Origin of the sequence: Lelliottia sp. RWM.1, from assembly GCF_016859735.1 — a bacterium.
Classification (GTDB): Bacteria; Pseudomonadota; Gammaproteobacteria; order Enterobacterales; family Enterobacteriaceae; genus Enterobacter.
Window position 1 is genome coordinate 157808 of the sequence record NZ_WLVC01000004.1, and the last position, 18696, is coordinate 176503.

Consider the following 18696-nt stretch of genomic DNA (forward strand, 5'->3'; position numbering starts at 1 on the left):
ATGAAACTTCACCTGCGTGTTTATCTTTTTTTACTTTTCATTCACATCCTGCACGGAATTCACTGGGGCTCGCACCGGTACATTTCTTAAAAACACGCGAGAAATAAAGCTGATCCTCAAAGCCCACATTTCGTCCTACGGTTGCGATAGGCATTCGGGTCGTACTGAGCAACAGTTTCGCCTGGCTGATACGTTGATCTTCACGCCAGCTCAACACACTGACTCCCAGTTGCTGACGAAACAAATGTGACAAACGTGACGGTGACAGGCAGACGTGCTGGGCAACGCTGGCGATATCGAACTGACTATCTGCCAGATGGTCACTGATGTACTGACAGGCATCGCGGACCCGGTTATCCAGCGGTGGATTGAGCGATTCGTTGATGGCCTCCATACGCCGCAGTAGCACCTGTTCCAGCAGATTAATCGCCAGCAGTTCTGCATAACGTCCCCCTGCCTGCCCGGCCTCGATAATCTGGGCGAATAATTCCCGGAACTGAGTCAGATGAGCTTCATCAGGACGATAGAAACCCGTATGGGCAAAAATAGCGGGCCAGGAGAGCCACTCCTGCCAGTAGGCGCGGGGGCGGAAATAGACCCACTGGTGATACCACTCTTTAGCATCCGGATGACGCCCGTAATGGTGAATTTCACCCGGCGGGAACAGCAACATATCGCCAGGACGGCAGACAAACTGCTGGTCATTATTTTTGATCACCCCTTCACCACGCACAGTCAGGTTCAAAATAAACCCTTTCATTCCCAGCGGTCGATCAACGAAAAAATCGAGATAGCCTTCCGATTCAATCGGGGTCAGCCCCGCGACCAGATGGGCATTAAATGAGTAGCCCGGCAGTAAGGGGTCATTTTGCGTTTCGGCCATATTTCAGTTCTCCCGGCAGTCCCGAAGGAAACCAATTGTCCATATCTAAAAAAGCAGTATAAAAACGGGCCTCTGAAAGCACTAAAAAGTATCACTTCGCTTTTAGGTCCGCCTTAACTCAGCCCTTCCCCCTGATTTATCCGTTGATGAGCGCGGATCAGCAGTAACAAAAGTGTCTATAACTGCGGCAGAAATGTCCACATTGAATATTTGCACGGCGTCACACTTTCAACCGCAACAGCACGTTAGTCCATAAGATTAGCGGATCCTGCCTGACGATTTTCGCCCCCAGTCTCTAATGTTCTTTCATACCTGTTTTTTGATGGAGCAACACCATGGCAATTGCGATTGGCCTCGATTTTGGCAGCGACTCAGTTCGCGCCCTGGCAGTGGAGTGTACAACTGGCCAGGAAATAGCAACCAGCGTTGAGTGGTATCCGCGCTGGCAGGAAGGGCGCTACTGCGATGCGCCAAACAACCAGTTCCGTCATCACCCGCGTGATTACATTGAGTCGATGGAAGCAGCAATTAAGACCGTACTGGCGGAATTGAATGAAGCTCAGCGTGCGCAAATCGTCGGGATTGGCGTCGACAGTACTGGCTCAACACCCGCCCCTGTTGATGCTGAGGGCCGGGTTCTGGCCCTTCGCCCTGAATTTGCCGATAACCCGAACGCCATGTTCGTATTGTGGAAAGACCATACCGCCGTCGAAGAAGCAGAAGCCATCACCCGTTTGTGCCATCAGCCAGGCAAAACTGATTATTCCCGCTATATCGGGGGAATTTATTCCAGTGAGTGGTTCTGGGCGAAAATTTTACATGTCACGCGCGCCGACAGGGCCGTTGCACAGGCCGCAGTCTCGTGGATTGAACTCTGCGACTGGGTTCCGGCACTCCTTTCCGGCACAACGCGTCCGCAGGACATCCGCCGTGGTCGTTGCAGCGCCGGGCATAAATCGCTGTGGCATGAGAGCTGGGGTGGGCTGCCACCCGCTGCGTTCTTTGATGAACTCGATCCGATCATCAATAAAAATCTCACGTATCCCCTGTTTACGGATACATACACCGCAGACATGCCTGTTGGCACACTGTGTGACGAGTGGGCCAAACGCCTGGGCTTGCCGAAAAATGTGACGATTTCAGGTGGCGCATTTGACTGCCATATGGGCGCAGTCGGCGCAGGTGCACAGCCAAATACGCTGGTCAAAGTCATTGGGACGTCAACCTGCGACATCCTGACGGCCGATAAAGCGAGCGTGGGTGGCCGCGCAGTGAAAGGCATTTGCGGCCAGGTGGACGGGAGTGTCGTTCCTGACTTTATCGGACTGGAGGCAGGTCAATCAGCATTTGGTGATATCTACGCCTGGTTTGGTCGCGTATTAGGCTGGCCGCTTGATCAGCTGGCCGCAGCACATCCTGAGCTGAAGGCACAAATCGCCGCCAGTAAAAAACAGTTACTGCCGCAACTCACCGATGCCTGGGCACAAAATCCATCACTTGATCACCTCCCGGTCGTGCTCGACTGGTTTAACGGTCGCCGGACGCCGTTTGCCAACCAGCGTCTGAAAGGGGTGATTACCGATCTCAACCTGGCCACCGATGCTCCGGCTCTGTTTGGTGGCCTGATTGCCGCCACTGCTTTTGGCGCACGCGCCATTATGGAGTGCTTCACCGAACAAGGGATCGACGTTAACAACGTGCTGGCACTGGGCGGGATCGCCCGTAAAAACCCGGTGATCATGCAGGCCTGCTGCGACGTTCTTAACCGTCCGCTACAAATTGTGGCCTCCGATCAGTGCTGTGCACTGGGGGCCGCTATTTTCGCTGCGGTAGCCGCAGGTGTTCATGCAGACATTCCGACAGCGCAGAAACAGATGGCAAGCGCCGTTGAAAATACGCTTCAGCCACGCGCCGAGCAGGCTCAACGCTTTGAACAACTTTATCAGCGCTACCAGCAATGGTCGAAAAGCGCCGAACTTCACTATCTCCCTGTCGCCGCCCCGGCCAAACACACCGCGGACACTACGGCAACCCTGACACATTAAGGACACAATAATGACCATTTTTAATAATTATGAAGTGTGGTTTGTCATTGGCAGCCAGCACCTGTACGGGCCGGAAGCACTGCGTCAGGTGACACAACATGCAGAGCATGTCGTGAATGCACTGAATGCAGAAGCAAAACTGCCGTGCAAACTCGTGTTAAAGCCACTGGGAACATCTCCCGATGAGATCACCCATATTTGCCGCGATGCAAACTACGATGACAAATGCGCAGGCATGGTGGTGTGGCTGCACACCTTCTCTCCGGCCAAAATGTGGATCAACGGCCTGACCATCCTTAATAAACCACTGCTGCAATTCCATACCCAGTTCAACGCTTCCCTTCCGTGGGACAGCATTGATATGGACTTTATGAACCTGAACCAGACTGCGCACGGCGGCCGCGAGTTCGGTTTCATCGGCGCACGTATGCGCCAGCAGCATGGTGTGGTGACTGGTCACTGGCAGGATCAACATGCGCAACAGCGCATCGGCTCCTGGATGCGCCAGGCGGTCTCCAGACAGGATACCCGCCACCTGAAAGTGGTGCGTTTTGGCGACAACATGCGTGAAGTTGCAGTGACCGACGGCGACAAAGTCGCCGCGCAGATCAAGTTCGGCTTCTCCGTGAATACCTGGGCGGTGGGCGATCTGGTACAGGTCGTGAACGAGATTACTGACGGGGAAGTCAGCGCGCTGGTCGATGAATACGAAAGTAGCTATCGCCTGACCGCAGCCGCGCAGATACACGGTGACAAACGTCAAAACGTACTGGATGCGGCACGCATCGAACTGGGGATGAAGCGTTTCCTGGAACAGGGCGGCTTCCATGCCTTTACCACCACGTTTGAAGATCTCCATGGCCTGAAACAACTTCCAGGCCTTGCAGTACAACGTCTGATGCAGCAGGGCTATGGCTTTGCTGGCGAAGGCGACTGGAAAACCGCCGCCCTGCTTCGCATCATGAAGGTGATGTCAACCGGTCTGCAGGGCGGCACTTCCTTTATGGAGGATTACACCTACCACTTCGAGAACGGCAATGATCTGGTGCTCGGCTCGCATATGCTGGAAGTGTGTCCTTCTATCGCGGTCGAAGATAAGCCGATCCTCGATGTTCAGCACCTCGGCATCGGAGGCAAAGCCGATCCGGCACGCCTGATCTTCAACACCCGTACCGGACCGGCGATCAACGCCAGCCTGATCGATCTGGGCGATCGCTTCCGCCTTCTGGTGAACTGCGTCGATGCTGTCGAAACCCCGCACGCACTGCCGAAACTGCCGGTCGCTAACGCACTATGGAAAGCACAGCCTGATCTACCAACAGCTTCCGAAGCCTGGATTGTGGCCGGTGGCGCACACCACACCGTCTTCAGCCACGCGCTGGATCTGAACGATATGCGTCAGTTTGCAGAACTCCACGATATTGAGCTGACGGTGATCGATAACGATACCCGTCTGCCGGCATTCAAAGATGCACTGCGCTGGAACGAAGTCTATTTCGGTTCAAAACGTTAACAGGGGAACCTTTGGCCTGCCGCAGGGTGGGCCTCTTTTCCTGGAGGATTGCATGTTAGAAGATCTTAAACGTCAGGTGCTTGAAGCCAACCTGGCGCTGCCGAGGCATAACCTCGTGACGCTGACCTGGGGCAACGTCAGCGCAGTCGACCGTGACAAAGGGGTATTCATTATCAAGCCTTCTGGCGTCGATTACAGCGCGATGACGGCGGAAGATATGGTGGTGGTCAGCATCGCGACCGGTGACGTTGTGGAAGGGAAGAAAAAACCCTCTTCCGATACCCCGACCCACCGTCTGTTGTACCAGTCATTCCCGTCCATTGGCGGTATTGTGCATACCCATTCTCGCCATGCGACCATCTGGGCTCAGGCCGGACAATCTATCCCGGCGACGGGCACAACGCATGCAGACTATTTTTATGGCACGATCCCCTGCACGCGGAAAATGACCGATGCGGAAATCAACGGCGAGTACGAATGGGAAACAGGCAATGTGATCGTTGAAACCTTTGAAAAACAGGGTATCGACGCCGCACAAATGCCAGGCGTGCTGGTGCACTCTCACGGCCCGTTCGCATGGGGAAAAGATGCGGAAGATGCAGTGCATAATGCCATCGTGCTGGAGGAAGTGGCCTATATGGGGATTTTCTGCCGCCAGCTCTCACCGCAACTGCCGGATATGCAACAAACGTTGCTGGATAAACATTACCTGCGTAAACACGGCGCAAAAGCCTATTACGGGCAGTAATAATCTCCCCCCTTCGGGACGAGTGATTATCCGGCAAATCACACCTGTATAAAACCACAGCATAACCCCCTCAACCAGGCTATACTCACGCCTGGTTTTATTTCAGGGGATAACGGCGTGACGCAGGCACAAGCTGGCTTTTTACTGACCCGTCACTGGCGGGACACTCCGCAGGGGACAGAAGTCGAGTTCTGGCTGGCAACAGATAATGGCCCGCTAAACGTGACGCTACCGCCGCAGGAATCTGTCGCCTTTATCCCCGAGTCTGATGTCGAAAAAGCCAAACACATGTTGCGGGGCGAAAACGGCTGGCGCATCACCCCACTGGCGCTGAAAGACTTCCATCGTCAACCTGTTTACGGCCTTTATTGTCGCGCCCATCGCCAGTTAATGCGCTATGAAAAGCTGCTGCGGGAAACGGGTATCACCTTATACGAAGCCGATATTCGTCCCCCCGAACGTTTCCTGATGGAACGGTTTATTACCGCACCAGTCTGGGTTGATGGAACACCGCAAGGCAAACGCCTGGTTAATGCCCGCCTTAAACCGAACCCGGACTATCGTCCGCCACTGAAGTGGGTCTCGCTGGATATCGAAACCACACGCCATGGCGAGCTGTACTGCATCGGCCTGGAAGGATGCGGGCAACGGGTTGTGTATATGCTCGGACCGCCCAATGGCGACGCCGCTGCGCTCGATTTCCAGCTTGAGTATGTGAATAGCCGTCCGCAACTGCTGGAGAAGCTTAACCACTGGTTTGTTGAGCATGATCCTGATGTGATCATCGGCTGGAACCTCGTCCAGTTTGACCTGCGTGTTCTGCAAAAACATGCCGAACGCTACCGTATTCCCCTGATGCTGGGGCGCGACAACACCGAAATTGAATGGCGTGAACACGGCTTTAAAAACGGCGTATTTTTCGCACAGGCCAATGGCCGTTTGTTTATCGACGGCATCGAAGCCCTGAAGTCGGCCTTCTGGAGTTTCTCGTCATTCTCTCTTGAGACCGTCTCCCAGGAACTGCTCGGCGAAGGGAAATCTATCGATAATCCCTGGGACAGAATGGATGAGATTGACCGGCGTTTTAACGAAGATAAACCCGCCCTGGCGACCTATAATCTGAAAGATTGCGAGCTGGTTACGCGGATTTTTCACAAAACAGAGATCATGCCCTTCCTGCTGGAACGCGCAACCGTCAATGGACTGGCGGTGGACAGGCACGGAGGATCTGTCGCCGCATTCGGCCACCTGTATCTGCCGCGAATGCATCGGGCTGGGTACGTTGCCCCCAACCTCGGTGAAATCCCTCCGCAGGCAAGCCCCGGCGGTTATGTCATGGATTCCCGCCCCGGCCTGTACGACTCTGTCCTGGTGCTGGATTACAAAAGCCTTTACCCGTCGATTATTCGCACCTTCCTTATCGATCCGGTTGGTTTGATAGAAGGCATGGCGCAACCGGATGATGCACACAGCACAACGGGCTTTCTTGGCGCATGGTTTTCCCGTGAAAAACACTGCCTGCCAGACATCGTCAGCCAAATCTGGCACGGGCGTGATGAGGCCAAACGTCACGGCAGTCAACCGCTGTCGCAGGCGCTAAAAATTATCATGAATGCCTTTTACGGCGTGCTCGGAACCAGCGCGTGCCGGTTCTTCGATCCGCGCCTCGCCTCGTCAATCACCATGCGCGGGCATGAGATCATGCGCCAGACCAAAGCACTGATTGAGTCTCAGGGCTATGACGTCATTTACGGTGATACCGACTCAACCTTCGTCTGGCTAAAACGTGTGCACAATGAAGACGACGCCTCACGAATTGGCAAAAAACTGGTCGCTTTCGTCAATAGCTGGTGGCAAAACCATCTACAAAAAGAGCGATTAACCAGCGCATTAGAACTGGAGTTTGAAACCCATTTCAGCCGCTTTTTGATGCCGACCATTCGGGGAACCGATCAGGGTAGCAAGAAGCGTTACGCCGGGTTAATTCAGGAGGGTGAGGACCAGCGCATGGTGTTTAAAGGGCTGGAAACGGTGCGAACAGACTGGACGCCGCTGGCGCAGCAGTTCCAGCAAACGCTCTATCGGCGGATCTTTCGCAACGAGCCCTATCAGGATTATGTGCGTGAGACGATTGCCCGCCTGATGGCCGGTGAGCTGGATGATCAACTGGTGTACCGCAAACGCCTGCGCCGCCCACTGGCGGAATACCAGCGAAATGTCCCCCCGCACGTCCGTGCTGCACGTCTGGCTGATGAAGAAAACATTCGCCGTGGGCGTGCGCCACAGTATCAAAACCGTGGAACCATCAAGTACATATGGACCACCAGCGGCCCGGAACCGGTAGATTATCAACAATCGCCGCTTGACTACGAACACTACCTGACGCGCCAGCTGCAACCCGTCGCTGACGGAATTTTGCCCTTCATCGACGATGATTTTGCTACACTAGTGACAGGGCAACTTGGCTTATTTTGACGCGTGACGAAATCGCTGCCATCCAGTACCATAGCGCCCTTTCCATTCCCGGACCCATTTTTCGATACCGTCATTTATGACGGTGGTTGAACTATTGCCTGCAATTAAAGATTAGAGCCGAACAAATATGCCTTTTACACTTGGTCAACGCTGGATCAGCGATACAGAAAGCGAACTTGGATTGGGAACTGTGGTAGCGCTGGATGCGCGTATGGTGACACTCATGTTCCCCGCAACCGGTGAAAACCGTCTGTACGCACGCAATGACTCCCCGGTTACCCGCGTGATGTTCAACCCGGGCGACACCGTTTCCAGCCATGAAGGCTGGCAGCTGAAGATTGAAGACGTAAAAGAAGAGAATGGATTGCTCGCTTACATTGGCACACGTCTCGATACCGACGAGACTGATGTCATCCTGCGTGAAGTGCTGCTCGACAGCAAACTGGTTTTCAGCAAGCCGCAGGACCGCCTGTTTGCCGGTCAGATTGACCGCATGGACCGTTTTTCTCTGCGCTATCGCGCACGTAAGTATCAAAGTGAACAGTACCGCATGCCGTGGAGTGGCCTGCGCGGTCAGCGCACCAGCCTGATCCCACATCAGCTTAATATTGCCCATGATGTAGGCCGTCGCCACGCGCCACGCGTGCTGCTGGCAGACGAAGTTGGCCTGGGTAAAACCATTGAAGCCGGCATGATCCTGCATCAACAACTGCTCTCGGGCGCTGCCGAGCGCGTTCTGATTGTGGTTCCTGAAACGCTGCAACATCAGTGGCTGGTCGAAATGCTGCGCCGCTTTAATCTGCGTTTCTCGCTGTTCGATGACGAACGCTACGCTGAAGCCCAGCACGATGCGGACAACCCGTTCGAAACGGAGCAATTAGTGATCTGCTCGCTGGATTTCGTGCGCCGCAGCAAGCAGCGCCTGGAACACCTGTGCGATGCCGAATGGGATCTGATGGTCGTCGATGAAGCACACCATCTGGTCTGGAGTGAAGACGCCCCAAGCCGTGAATACATGGCCATTGAACAATTGGCTGAGCGCGTGCCTGGCGTTCTGCTGCTGACGGCAACCCCAGAACAGCTGGGCCTGGAGAGCCACTTTGCCCGTCTGCGCCTTCTTGATCCAAATCGTTTCCACGATTTTGAGCAGTTTGTTGAAGAGCAGAAAAACTATCGCCCGGTGGCTGACGCAGTCACGCTACTGCTGGCGGGTAAAAACTTATCGAATGATGAACTCAATACACTGAGCGATCTGATTGGTGAGCAGGACATCGAGCCGCTGTTACAGGCAGCAAACAGCGACAGTGACGACGCGGAATCCGCTCGTCAGGAACTGATCGCCATGCTGATGGACCGCCACGGAACCAGCCGCGTGCTATTCCGTAACACCCGTAACGGTGTTAAAGGCTTCCCGAAACGCGAACTGCATACCATCAAGCTTCCATTGCCGACCCAGTATCAAACGGCGATTAAAGTCTCCGGCATTATGGGTGCGCGTAAAACAGCGGAAGAACGTGCGCGCGATATGCTTTATCCGGAACAGATTTACCAGGAGTTCGAGGGCGATACTGGCACATGGTGGAACTTCGACCCGCGCGTTGAATGGCTGATGGGCTATCTGACTGCCCACCGCTCACAGAAAGTGCTGGTGATCTGCGCCAAAGCGGCAACCGCCCTGCAACTGGAGCAAGTGTTGCGCGAGCGCGAAGGTATTCGTGCAGCAGTGTTCCACGAAGGCATGTCTATTGTTGAGCGAGACCGTGCGGCAGCCTGGTTCGGTGAAGAAGACAGTGGTGCACAGGTTCTGCTGTGCTCTGAAATCGGTTCTGAAGGGCGTAACTTCCAGTTTGCCAGCAATCTGGTGATGTTCGATTTGCCGTTTAACCCGGACCTGCTGGAGCAACGTATTGGCCGTCTGGACCGTATTGGTCAGGCACACGATATTCAAATTCACGTCCCTTATCTGGAAAAAACAGCGCAGTCCGTTTTGGTACGCTGGTTCCACGAAGGGCTGGATGCATTTGAACATACCTGCCCGACAGGTCGCACCATTTACGATCAAGTGCATAGCGATCTGATCGGTTATCTGGCCGCCCCAGAAAATACTGACGGTTTCGATGAGTTGATCAAATCCTGCCGCGAGAAACACGACGCGCTGAAAGTTCAACTGGAAAAGGGGCGTGACCGCCTGCTGGAGATCCACTCCAATGGTGGAGAGAAAGCCCAGGCGCTGGCAGAAAGTATCGAAGAACAAGATGATGACACCAGCCTGATCAGTTTCTCTATGAACCTGTTTGATATCGTTGGCATCAATCAGGACGACCGTGGCGAGAACATGATTGTCCTGACACCATCCGATCACATGCTTGTGCCTGATTTCCCAGGCCTGCCGGAAGATGGCTGCACCATCACCTTCGAACGTGACGTGGCGCTGTCCAGGGAAGATGCACAGTTCATTACCTGGGAACATCCGCTGATCCGCAATGGACTGGATCTGATTTTGTCAGGTGATACTGGCAGCAGCACCATTTCACTGCTGAAGAACAAAGCCTTGCCGGTAGGTACGTTGCTGGTGGAGCTTATCTACGTTGTTGAAGCGCAAGCGCCAAAACAGTTACAGCTAACCCGCTTCCTGCCGCCAACGCCTGTGCGCCTGCTACTGGATAAAAACGGTACAAACCTGGCTGCGCAGGTCGAGTTCGAAAGCTTTAACCGTCAGCTCAGTGCGGTCAACCGCCACACGGGCAGCAAGCTGGTGAATGCGGTACAGCAAGATGTCCACGCGATTCTGCAACTGGGTGAGTCTCAGGCTGAAAGCGCGGCCAGAGCGTTGATTGACACGGCACGAAGCGAGGCGGATGAGAAGCTGTCTGCCGAGTTATCTCGTCTGGAAGCCCTGAAAGCAGTGAACCCGAACATTCGTGATGACGAACTTGCTGCTATTGAAAGCAATCGCCAGCAGGTTCTGGAAAGCCTGGATCAGGCTGGCTGGCGTCTGGATGCACTGCGTCTTATCGTCGTGACACACCAGTAAGCGGAGCACAAGATGGTAATGGAGCCCTACAATCCCCCGATGGAGCCCTGGCTGGTCATCCTGTATCAGGATGAACACATTATGGTGGTCAACAAGCCGAGTGGCCTGTTATCCGTCCCTGGGCGTCTTGAAGAGCACAAAGACAGCGTGATGACGCGCATTCAGCGCGATCATCCGCAGGCTGAGTCTGTCCATCGCCTTGATATGGCAACCAGCGGCGTGATTGTGGTGGCTCTGAATAAAGAGGCTGAGCGTGAACTCAAGCGGCAGTTTCGCGAACGTGAGCCGAAAAAACAGTATGTGGCGCGCGTCTGGGGTCACCCGGAAAAAGCAGAAGATCTGGTAGATTTACCGCTGATTTGCGACTGGCCGAACAGGCCAAAGCAAAAGGTCTGCTACGAAACCGGCAAAGCAGCGCAAACCGAGTATGAAGTGCTGGAGTACGCGCCCGACAATACTGCGCGCGTACTGCTTAAACCGATTACCGGGCGCTCGCATCAGCTTCGTGTCCATATGCTTGCCATCGGCCATCCGATTCTGGGAGACCGATTCTACGCGCCACCAGAAGCGCTGGCATTAGCGCCGCGGTTACAACTGCATGCGCAAATGCTGACCATTACCCATCCGATTTTCGGTAATGCGATGACGTTTAAAGCTCCGGTGGATTTCTAAAATATAACTGAGTTGTATATATTAAGATAAACAAAATTCACAAATTAATAAAAACTAAACCGCCAGAAATCGGATAAAAATATAATCCCCCCTTATTTTTGTAAGGGGCTGATTAATGAAATGGGAAAAAAAACTGCTTGCCAGTTTTATCTCTTTTGCGCTTTGTGATGCTAACGCAAGTGTGATGCGTGAAGACGTTTCCGTGCAGGATTACAGAGATTTTGCTGAAAACAAAGGGAAGTACAGCCCTGGCACGACAGGGATCGTGGTGTATAAAACGGATGGAACTGTTGCAGGGACACTCGATTTTCCAGTGCCTGATTTTAGCGTATCAGATAGTCTGGGTATCGCGACGCTGGTCGGCCCATCTTATATCACCAGCGTAAAGCATAATGGGGGTTATACTTCTGTTGATTTCGGGAACAATGCAAAATTCAAGACGAAATATGTCCTGATTAACCGTAATAATCACCCTGTCGTTCCTGAATATAATATAGACTTTCACGTACCACGACTTAATAAAGTGGTGACAGAAAGCGCTCCGACGCCAATTCTTAAAGACAGCAGTGCTTTAAAAGAGAAATCACGTTATACATGGTATACGCGAGTCGGTTCTGGCACACAGAAGCAGGTTGTTCCAGGGACAAATAATGTCACAACATTAACGGGTGCCTATAACTGGGTTACTGGTGGTATGTTTACAAACCCGGTATTCGAAAATGCTTACCGGTTACGTTGGGTAAACTACGGTCCGCCTAATCCACAAGCACTCCCTTTTAGTTCAGCGGTGCAATCAGGAGACAGTGGAAGCCCTGTTTTCGTTTACGACAATCAGGATAAAATATGGAAACTGATTGGAGTATCTCCATGGATAAGTGGTAGTACCCCTTATTCCGTCAATAGTTACAATCTTTATTTCCGTAACGATTTTTATCAGAGTGTATTAGCTAAAAACACCGATCCCGATGTAACGGACAGCGCTGAGAACGGCAGCATAATATGGCGCAGTAATAATATTTCTCAAGGTGCCGCAAACTGGCAATGGCATGGAGTTGCGAACAAAGAATTACCTTCCCAGTCAACAAATGCTGAGCTAGATGCCACCAAAGATCTCCGTTTTAATGGTGACGGGGGGACAATCGTTCTTGAGCAATCCGTCAATCATGGTGCGGCTAAGCTCCAGTTTTCAAATGACTACATCGTCAAACCTGCTGAAGGACAAAACTATACCTGGGTCGGTGGTGGTGTAGAAGTCGATGCGGATAAAACCGTCAACTGGCAGGTTAATGGTCTGGCTGGCGATACACTTCATAAAATCGGCGCGGGTACACTTTATGTTAACGCAGAAGGTATCAACGGCGGTGCGCTAAATGTCGGTGATGGTACTGTTGTATTAGCACAACGTGTCGATGAGAAGGGTCAACGTCAGGCCTTTTCAACTATCACGCTGGTAAGTGGCCGCCCTACCGTACAACTGGCGGGCGAAGGTCAAATCACGGCTGATAACGTCCAGTTTGGCTTCCGTGGCGGTAATATTGATCTCAATGGTTACGATATGACCTTTGACGAAATCAAACACAACGATAACGGTGCTACCCTTCTCAACAATAATAACCAGCAACGCTCTACGCTCACGCTCTCTTCTGACAAAGACCGGTTGTTTATTGGTGAAATCGGTGCTGCTGAGAGCCAGAGGAATCTTGATATTGTCGTATCCACTGAGGAAAGCAAAACGCGAACGCTGGCGGGTAATGTCGCAGTCAATACGTTGTCCCTCACTAACGGCAATCTGATCCTGCGCGGGCGTCCAACCCCGCATGCTAATAATATCGTGTTTAGCAACGACTGGATTGATAGCACCTTTGCTGTCACGACCACAACCGTTAGCAGTAATACGTCCCTGATGGTGGGTGAGCATGGCGCCTTGAGCAGCAATGTGAATATAAGCGACAACGCAGAACTGATACTGCAAAGCCGGAGTAAATTCAGCGGTTCAGCCTTACTTGCCGAAAATGCCACATTGCGCGTTATTCAAGACAGTTCACTGGATCAAAGCACCGATGGCTTTAATGACGTTGAAATTACCGCTGACATCGGCGGAGACGGCAAACTGGTGAAAGAGGGAAACGGAATCCTGTGGTTCACGGGTAATGGCGATTGGACGGGAGGTACAACAATCAATGCAGGGCAACTGGCACTAAATGGTCGTCTCTCCTCTTCACTCACGATGGGCAGTGGGACACTGTTAAGTGGCTCTGGAACCACGGCCGATATCACGCTTGGCAACAACGCGGTGATTTATCCCGGCTGGCAGCGCGAAACACCCGAAATCTTACTGAAAGCTAGCGTGTTCGAACCAGAAACCCTGAACATTAACGGTACGCTGACCACTGGCAGCAATAGTCAGGCGGTTCTGCGCACACAGCTCGGTACAGCCAGCAGCCTTTCCGACCGTCTGGTGATCAATGGCGATATCAGCGGAAATGAACCGCTGTGGCTCAATCTCTCACTTTCGGGAGAAACCCTGAATACCGATACCAACAACAATGGTAAAGCCGATGCGCAAGAAGGTGTCTCGCTGGTGCAGGTAAACGGCAGTGTCAGTAAGGAAAGCGTTAAGCTCAGCGGTGGTTATGTTGCGATGGGGGCATGGCGCTATTCACTTTATGCCTTCGCACCAGGGAAAAGCGATGCAGGTGATAATCTCACCTCCGGCAAGCGATATTGGGACTACCGTCTGCAAAACGATCTTCTTTTTGAAGGGGAAAACACCATCCCAGCCGAAGAGGTCGTTGACGAGCCAGACACACCAGCTGACGATGAACTGCCTGATGTAACACCGCCGGAGGATCTCCCTTCAGATCCAGAACAGCCCGCAGACAACGTTCGTCGTGCCGTTATCCCACAAGTACCGTCCTATCTGTCACTGCCGACGGCGCTACTGAACTACAACAATTCCCTGCGAAGCACACTTCACCAGCAAGCTATGCGGTCGGAGAAAGAAAATCTGGGCATCTTTATGGAATACTTCCATCAGGATGATCGCTATAACAGCAACCTGAGCTTCAGCCAGTTTGGTTACGATTTCGATCAAAAGGCAAACGGCTTCCTGTTTGGTGGGCGTGCAGCACACTGGCAAAGTCCTGATGAGTCACAGCACCTGTCCCTTAACGTCGCATGGTCAACGGCTGAGATTAGCGTCACACCACATGCGCAGGATGGAGAAAGCCAAGGGGATTACACGGCACATACATTGAGCACACTGACCGAATGGCGTCATGCTTCCGGCTGGTTCGGTGAACTACTGCCGGACGTATCTAAATACAGTGGTGATATCAGCACCACGCTGCGCGGTGAAAGTATTGCTAAAGTGAAAGCGAAAGGTCTGACCGCCGATCTGAACGTGGGGAAAGATCTCACCTTTGGCAAACATGTTGTCACTCCAGCGATAGGGGTGGGAGTACAGTACCTTGATATTGATGATATCGACGACGTTGATAATACGCACACGTCTTACGACAGTATCGTCCGTCCGCTCTATCACGCCGGTCTTGGTTATCGCTATCATCTTACTGATGCGCTGGAGTTCACAGCCGGTTCACAGGTGAACTGGGATGAAAATAATAATCCTGGCGTGACGATCTCCGGGAACAATGCGGATCAAAGCGCCGACTTTAGCGCCGCCACCCCAGGTAGCTATGCCAGTTTCAATCTGGGGATAAATGGAAAAGCTGCTGAAAACATTACGCTCTTTGCTAACGGTGGCTACCAAACCCGCCTGGGCGAGGCAGGTATTGACGGCTGGCAATTCAATACGGGTGTGAACGTGTCGTTCCGCTAAATCACAAAAACAAAGGGCCGCTTACGCGGCCCTGCTTATCTAAAACCTTTCTGCTCTTTTATCAGCTCGTAGGCTTTCTGAATTTCCTGAGCTTTCTGCTTCGCCATTTCCATCATCTCTGGCGGCAAGCCTTTCGCCACCAGTTTGTCCGGATGGTGCTCGCTCATCAGCTTACGGTAGGCTCGTTTGATCGTCGTTGCCTCGTCTGTTGGCTTCACGCCCAGCACATTGCAGGCATCTTCCAGCGTTGGGCCACGCTGCGCCTGCTGCCAGCCACCACCAGAAGACTGCTGTTGCTGATACCCGCCACCAAACTGCGCGCCCCCCTGCATCATGCGCAGGAACTGATCGAACTGCATTCGGGAGATACCCAGCTCTTCAGCGATCACATATAAAACATCACGCTCATTAGGGTGCAGGGAGCCATCAGCGAATGCCGCCTGGATTTGGATCTCCAGAAACATCCGAATTAAATCAAAACGGCCAAAGCAGATGCTGCGGAACTGACGCATTTTTTCACGCAGTGGATAATTGTCCGCTTTACCAATGCGAAACGCATTTTGCGCCGCTACACGAGACTCCCCGTGCAGATTCATACGATCCATGAAGACGCTGGCAATCTGGATATCGGCTTCGGTCACACGCCCTTTCGATTTAGTGAGATGCCCCATCACTTCAAACGTGGTGGCAAAAAAGAGCGACTGACGCTCGCGCTGGTTGGCAAACCAGGCCATTTTACGGCTGCGCGCCTTGTCAAACATATGGCCAATAATGAGGCCCAGCACGATTCCCCAGAACCCAGCGCCCATCATTAATGCGAACGCAACACCGATTATTTTACCCCAATACTGCATATACTCCCCAAATAGTCAGGTTCCCGGTTCGACATCACGCCATCATTACAGTGGTCGAGCCACGGTCAATTGAGGGACATCGCCTATAATTTGCATTATCATACCCGTCATTCGATAGCGAGCCTAACACTCTGGTGCGCAAACGGGCAGGATTAACGCTGGCACTGCGCTAATGAGTAAGATAGTCTCTGAGCGTTTGTAAGCCGTAGCCACTGATGACGGAACACTAAATACAACGTATGAAAAAACGTATCCCCACCCTCCTGGCCACCATGATTGGCACAGCCCTGTATAGCCATCAGGGACTGGCAGCCGATCTCGCCTCGCAGTGTATGCTTGGCGTCCCAAGTTATAATCGCCCATTGGTGACGGGTGATACGAATAACTTGCCGGTAACAATTAATGCTGACAGCTCAAAAGGCACGTATCCTGACAACGCCACGTTCACGGGCAATGTGGATATTAATCAGGGCAACAGCCGTTTGCTGGCAGATGAAGTGCAGTTACACCAGAAGCAGCCGGAAGGTGCGGCCGAACCGGTTCGAACGGTGGATGCGCTGGGTAATGTGCACTACGACGACAATCAGGTCATCCTGAAAGGTCCGAAAGCCTGGTCCAACCTGAATACCAAAGATACTAACGTCTGGGAAGGTGACTACCAGATGGTAGGACGTCAGGGCCGTGGTCAGGCAGACTTGATGAAACAGCGCGGAGAAAACCGCTATACGATCCTGGAAAATGGCTCTTTCACCTCCTGTCTGCCAGGCTCGAATACCTGGAGTGTAGTGGGTAGCGAAGTCATCCACGATCGCGAAGAGCAGGTTGCGGAGATTTGGAACGCGCGTTTCAAACTCGGCCCCGTCCCCGTTTTCTATAGCCCATACCTGCAGTTGCCGGTAGGTGACAAGCGCCGTTCAGGCTTCCTGATCCCCAATGCCAAATACAGCACCTCGAACTATTTTGAGTTCTATCTGCCGTATTACTGGAACATTGCGCCGAACATGGATGCCACCATTACGCCGCACTATATCCACAAGCGCGGCAACATACAGTGGCAAAACGAATACCGCTATCTGACCCAGGCGGGTATTGGTCTGATGGAGTTTGACTATCTGCCTTCAGATAAAGTCTACCAGGACGACGTGAATAATCCGTCTGGCGACAACCGCCACCGTTGGATGTTCTACTGGCGTCATGACGGGGTGATGGACCAGGTGTGGCGTTTCAATGTCGACTACACCAAAGTCAGCGACTCAAGCTACTTTAACGACTTCGATTCGAAATACGGTTCGAGTACCGATGGCTATGCCACGCAGAAATTCAGCGTCGGTTATGCTCTGGAGAACTTTAACGCGACGGTCTCTACCAAAGAGTTCCAGGTCTTTAGTAACCAGACGAGCAGTACATACGGTGCTGAACCACAGTTAGACGTTAACTGGTATCAGAATGATGTCGGTCCGTTCGATACCCACGTTTACGCTCAGGCGGTGCACTTCATCAATACGAGTTCAAGTATGCCGGAAGCGACACGCGTCCACCTTGAACCGACCATTGATCTTCCGTGGGCGAACGACTGGGCAAGTCTGAACACCGAAGCTAAGCTGATGGCGACTCACTATCAGCAGAAAAATATTGATGATTACAACACCAGCAATAACGCTAATCTTGAAGAGTCGGTCAACCGTACGCTGCCGCAATTCAAGATGGACGGTAAGCTGATTTTCGAACGCGATATGACCGTAGCGGACGGATATACTCAGACGCTCGAACCTCGTATGCAGTACCTGTACGTGCCGTATCGTGATCAAAGTAACATCAACAACTACGACTCTTCTTTACTGCAGTCTGACTATAGCGGTCTGTTCCGCGACCGTGCATATGGCGGTCTTGACCGTATCGCATCAGCCAACCAGTTGACCTCGGGTGTTACATCTCGTGTTTATGATGATGCAGCCGTTGAACGTTTTAACGTTTCTGTTGGTCAAATCTACTATTTCACCGAGTCTCGCACCGGTGATGACAACATCAACTGGGAGAAAGACAACAAAACAGGCTCACTGGTATGGGCGGGTGATACCTACTGGCGCATGACTGACCGTTGGGGTTTACGCGGTGGTCTGCAATACGATACGCGTCTGAATAATGTTGCGACAAGCAGTGCGGCAATTGAGTATCGTCGTGATGAAGACCGGATGGTACAGTTGACTTATCGTTATGCCAGCCCGGAATACATTCAGGCAACATTACCCCAATACACTGCAGAGCAATACAAAGAAGGTATCTCGCAGGTGGGTGGTGCGGCAAGCTGGCCTGTCGCCGATCGCTGGTCGATTGTGGGCGCGTACTACTTTGACACCAACACCAATAAGTCAGCCGACCAGATGTTAGGTCTGCAATATAACTCCTGCTGCTATGCGCTGCGTGTAGGTTACGAACGCAAACTTAACGGCTGGAATACCAACAACAATCAGAGCAAATACGATAACGTCATCGGCTTTAATATCGAATTACGTGGCCTGAGCTCCAACTATGGTCTGGGCACGCAGCAAATGCTACGCTCGAACATTCTGCCGTACCGTACTTCTTTGTGATGTAGTTGATTTGCAACGTAATCCGCTTTGCGGTTAATTG

The 18696-nt window shown here is 52.6% G+C and carries 10 protein-coding genes; 8 read left to right on the top strand and 2 right to left on the bottom strand.

Going from position 1 to position 18696, the window contains the following annotated elements; all coding sequences use genetic code 11:
• Positions 1 to 37: 37 nt before the first annotated feature.
• On the bottom strand, positions 38 to 883 hold the full coding sequence (gene araC / locus GF617_RS05320; protein WP_181622226.1) for an arabinose operon transcriptional regulator AraC: 846 nt from the start codon (positions 881 to 883) through the stop codon (positions 38 to 40).
• A 335-nt stretch (positions 884 to 1218) separates the two neighbouring features.
• On the opposite strand from araC, the gene araB reads away from it, so the two are divergent.
• From araB to GF617_RS05355, 7 genes are all read left to right on the top strand, one after another.
• Positions 1219 to 2928 (top strand): ribulokinase, encoded by a 1710-nt coding sequence (gene araB / locus GF617_RS05325; protein WP_203451243.1) that lies wholly within the window; start codon positions 1219 to 1221, stop codon positions 2926 to 2928.
• Between the two features lie 10 nt (positions 2929 to 2938).
• A complete protein-coding gene (gene araA, locus GF617_RS05330; RefSeq protein WP_181622224.1) occupies positions 2939 to 4441 on the top strand; it encodes an L-arabinose isomerase in 1503 nt (500 codons plus the stop codon).
• 52 nt (positions 4442 to 4493) lie between these two features.
• Positions 4494 to 5189 (top strand): L-ribulose-5-phosphate 4-epimerase, encoded by a 696-nt coding sequence (gene araD / locus GF617_RS05335; RefSeq protein WP_203451244.1) that lies wholly within the window; start codon positions 4494 to 4496, stop codon positions 5187 to 5189.
• 117 nt (positions 5190 to 5306) lie between these two features.
• A complete protein-coding gene (polB, locus tag GF617_RS05340; RefSeq protein WP_203451245.1) occupies positions 5307 to 7664 on the top strand; it encodes a DNA polymerase II in 2358 nt (785 codons plus the stop codon).
• Positions 7665 to 7791: 127 nt separating this feature from the next.
• Positions 7792 to 10698: an RNA polymerase-associated protein RapA gene (gene rapA / locus GF617_RS05345; protein ID WP_203451246.1), complete on the top strand. Its 2907-nt coding sequence runs from the start codon at positions 7792 to 7794 to the stop codon at positions 10696 to 10698.
• 12 nt (positions 10699 to 10710) lie between these two features.
• The gene (gene rluA, locus GF617_RS05350; protein ID WP_203451247.1) at positions 10711 to 11370 is read left to right on the top strand and encodes a bifunctional tRNA pseudouridine(32) synthase/23S rRNA pseudouridine(746) synthase RluA; all 660 of its coding nucleotides are present in this window, start codon (positions 10711 to 10713) and stop codon (positions 11368 to 11370) included.
• 115 nt (positions 11371 to 11485) lie between these two features.
• On the top strand, positions 11486 to 15211 hold the full coding sequence (locus GF617_RS05355; RefSeq protein ID WP_203451248.1) for a S6 family peptidase: 3726 nt from the start codon (positions 11486 to 11488) through the stop codon (positions 15209 to 15211).
• A gap of 35 nt (positions 15212 to 15246) precedes the next feature.
• On the opposite strand, the gene djlA is transcribed toward GF617_RS05355, so the two are convergent.
• A complete protein-coding gene (gene djlA, locus GF617_RS05360) occupies positions 15247 to 16065 on the bottom strand; it encodes a co-chaperone DjlA (protein ID WP_181622218.1) in 819 nt (272 codons plus the stop codon).
• A 239-nt stretch (positions 16066 to 16304) separates the two neighbouring features.
• On the opposite strand from djlA, the gene lptD reads away from it, so the two are divergent.
• A complete protein-coding gene (gene lptD, locus GF617_RS05365; RefSeq protein WP_181622217.1) occupies positions 16305 to 18656 on the top strand; it encodes an LPS assembly protein LptD in 2352 nt (783 codons plus the stop codon).
• The last annotated feature ends 40 nt before the right edge of the window (positions 18657 to 18696 follow it).

Coding starts and splice junctions, on each gene's coding strand:
- GF617_RS05355 (WP_203451248.1), top strand. CDS start 11,486: ATGAAATGGGAAAAAAAACTGCTTGCCAGTTTTATCTCTTTTGCGCTT.
- rapA (WP_203451246.1), top strand. CDS start 7,792: ATGCCTTTTACACTTGGTCAACGCTGGATCAGCGATACAGAAAGCGAA.
- rluA (WP_203451247.1), top strand. CDS start 10,711: ATGGTAATGGAGCCCTACAATCCCCCGATGGAGCCCTGGCTGGTCATC.
- araD (WP_203451244.1), top strand. CDS start 4,494: ATGTTAGAAGATCTTAAACGTCAGGTGCTTGAAGCCAACCTGGCGCTG.
- araC (WP_181622226.1), bottom strand. CDS start 883: ATGGCCGAAACGCAAAATGACCCCTTACTGCCGGGCTACTCATTTAAT.
- araA (WP_181622224.1), top strand. CDS start 2,939: ATGACCATTTTTAATAATTATGAAGTGTGGTTTGTCATTGGCAGCCAG.
- lptD (WP_181622217.1), top strand. CDS start 16,305: ATGAAAAAACGTATCCCCACCCTCCTGGCCACCATGATTGGCACAGCC.
- araB (WP_203451243.1), top strand. CDS start 1,219: ATGGCAATTGCGATTGGCCTCGATTTTGGCAGCGACTCAGTTCGCGCC.
- djlA (WP_181622218.1), bottom strand. CDS start 16,065: ATGCAGTATTGGGGTAAAATAATCGGTGTTGCGTTCGCATTAATGATG.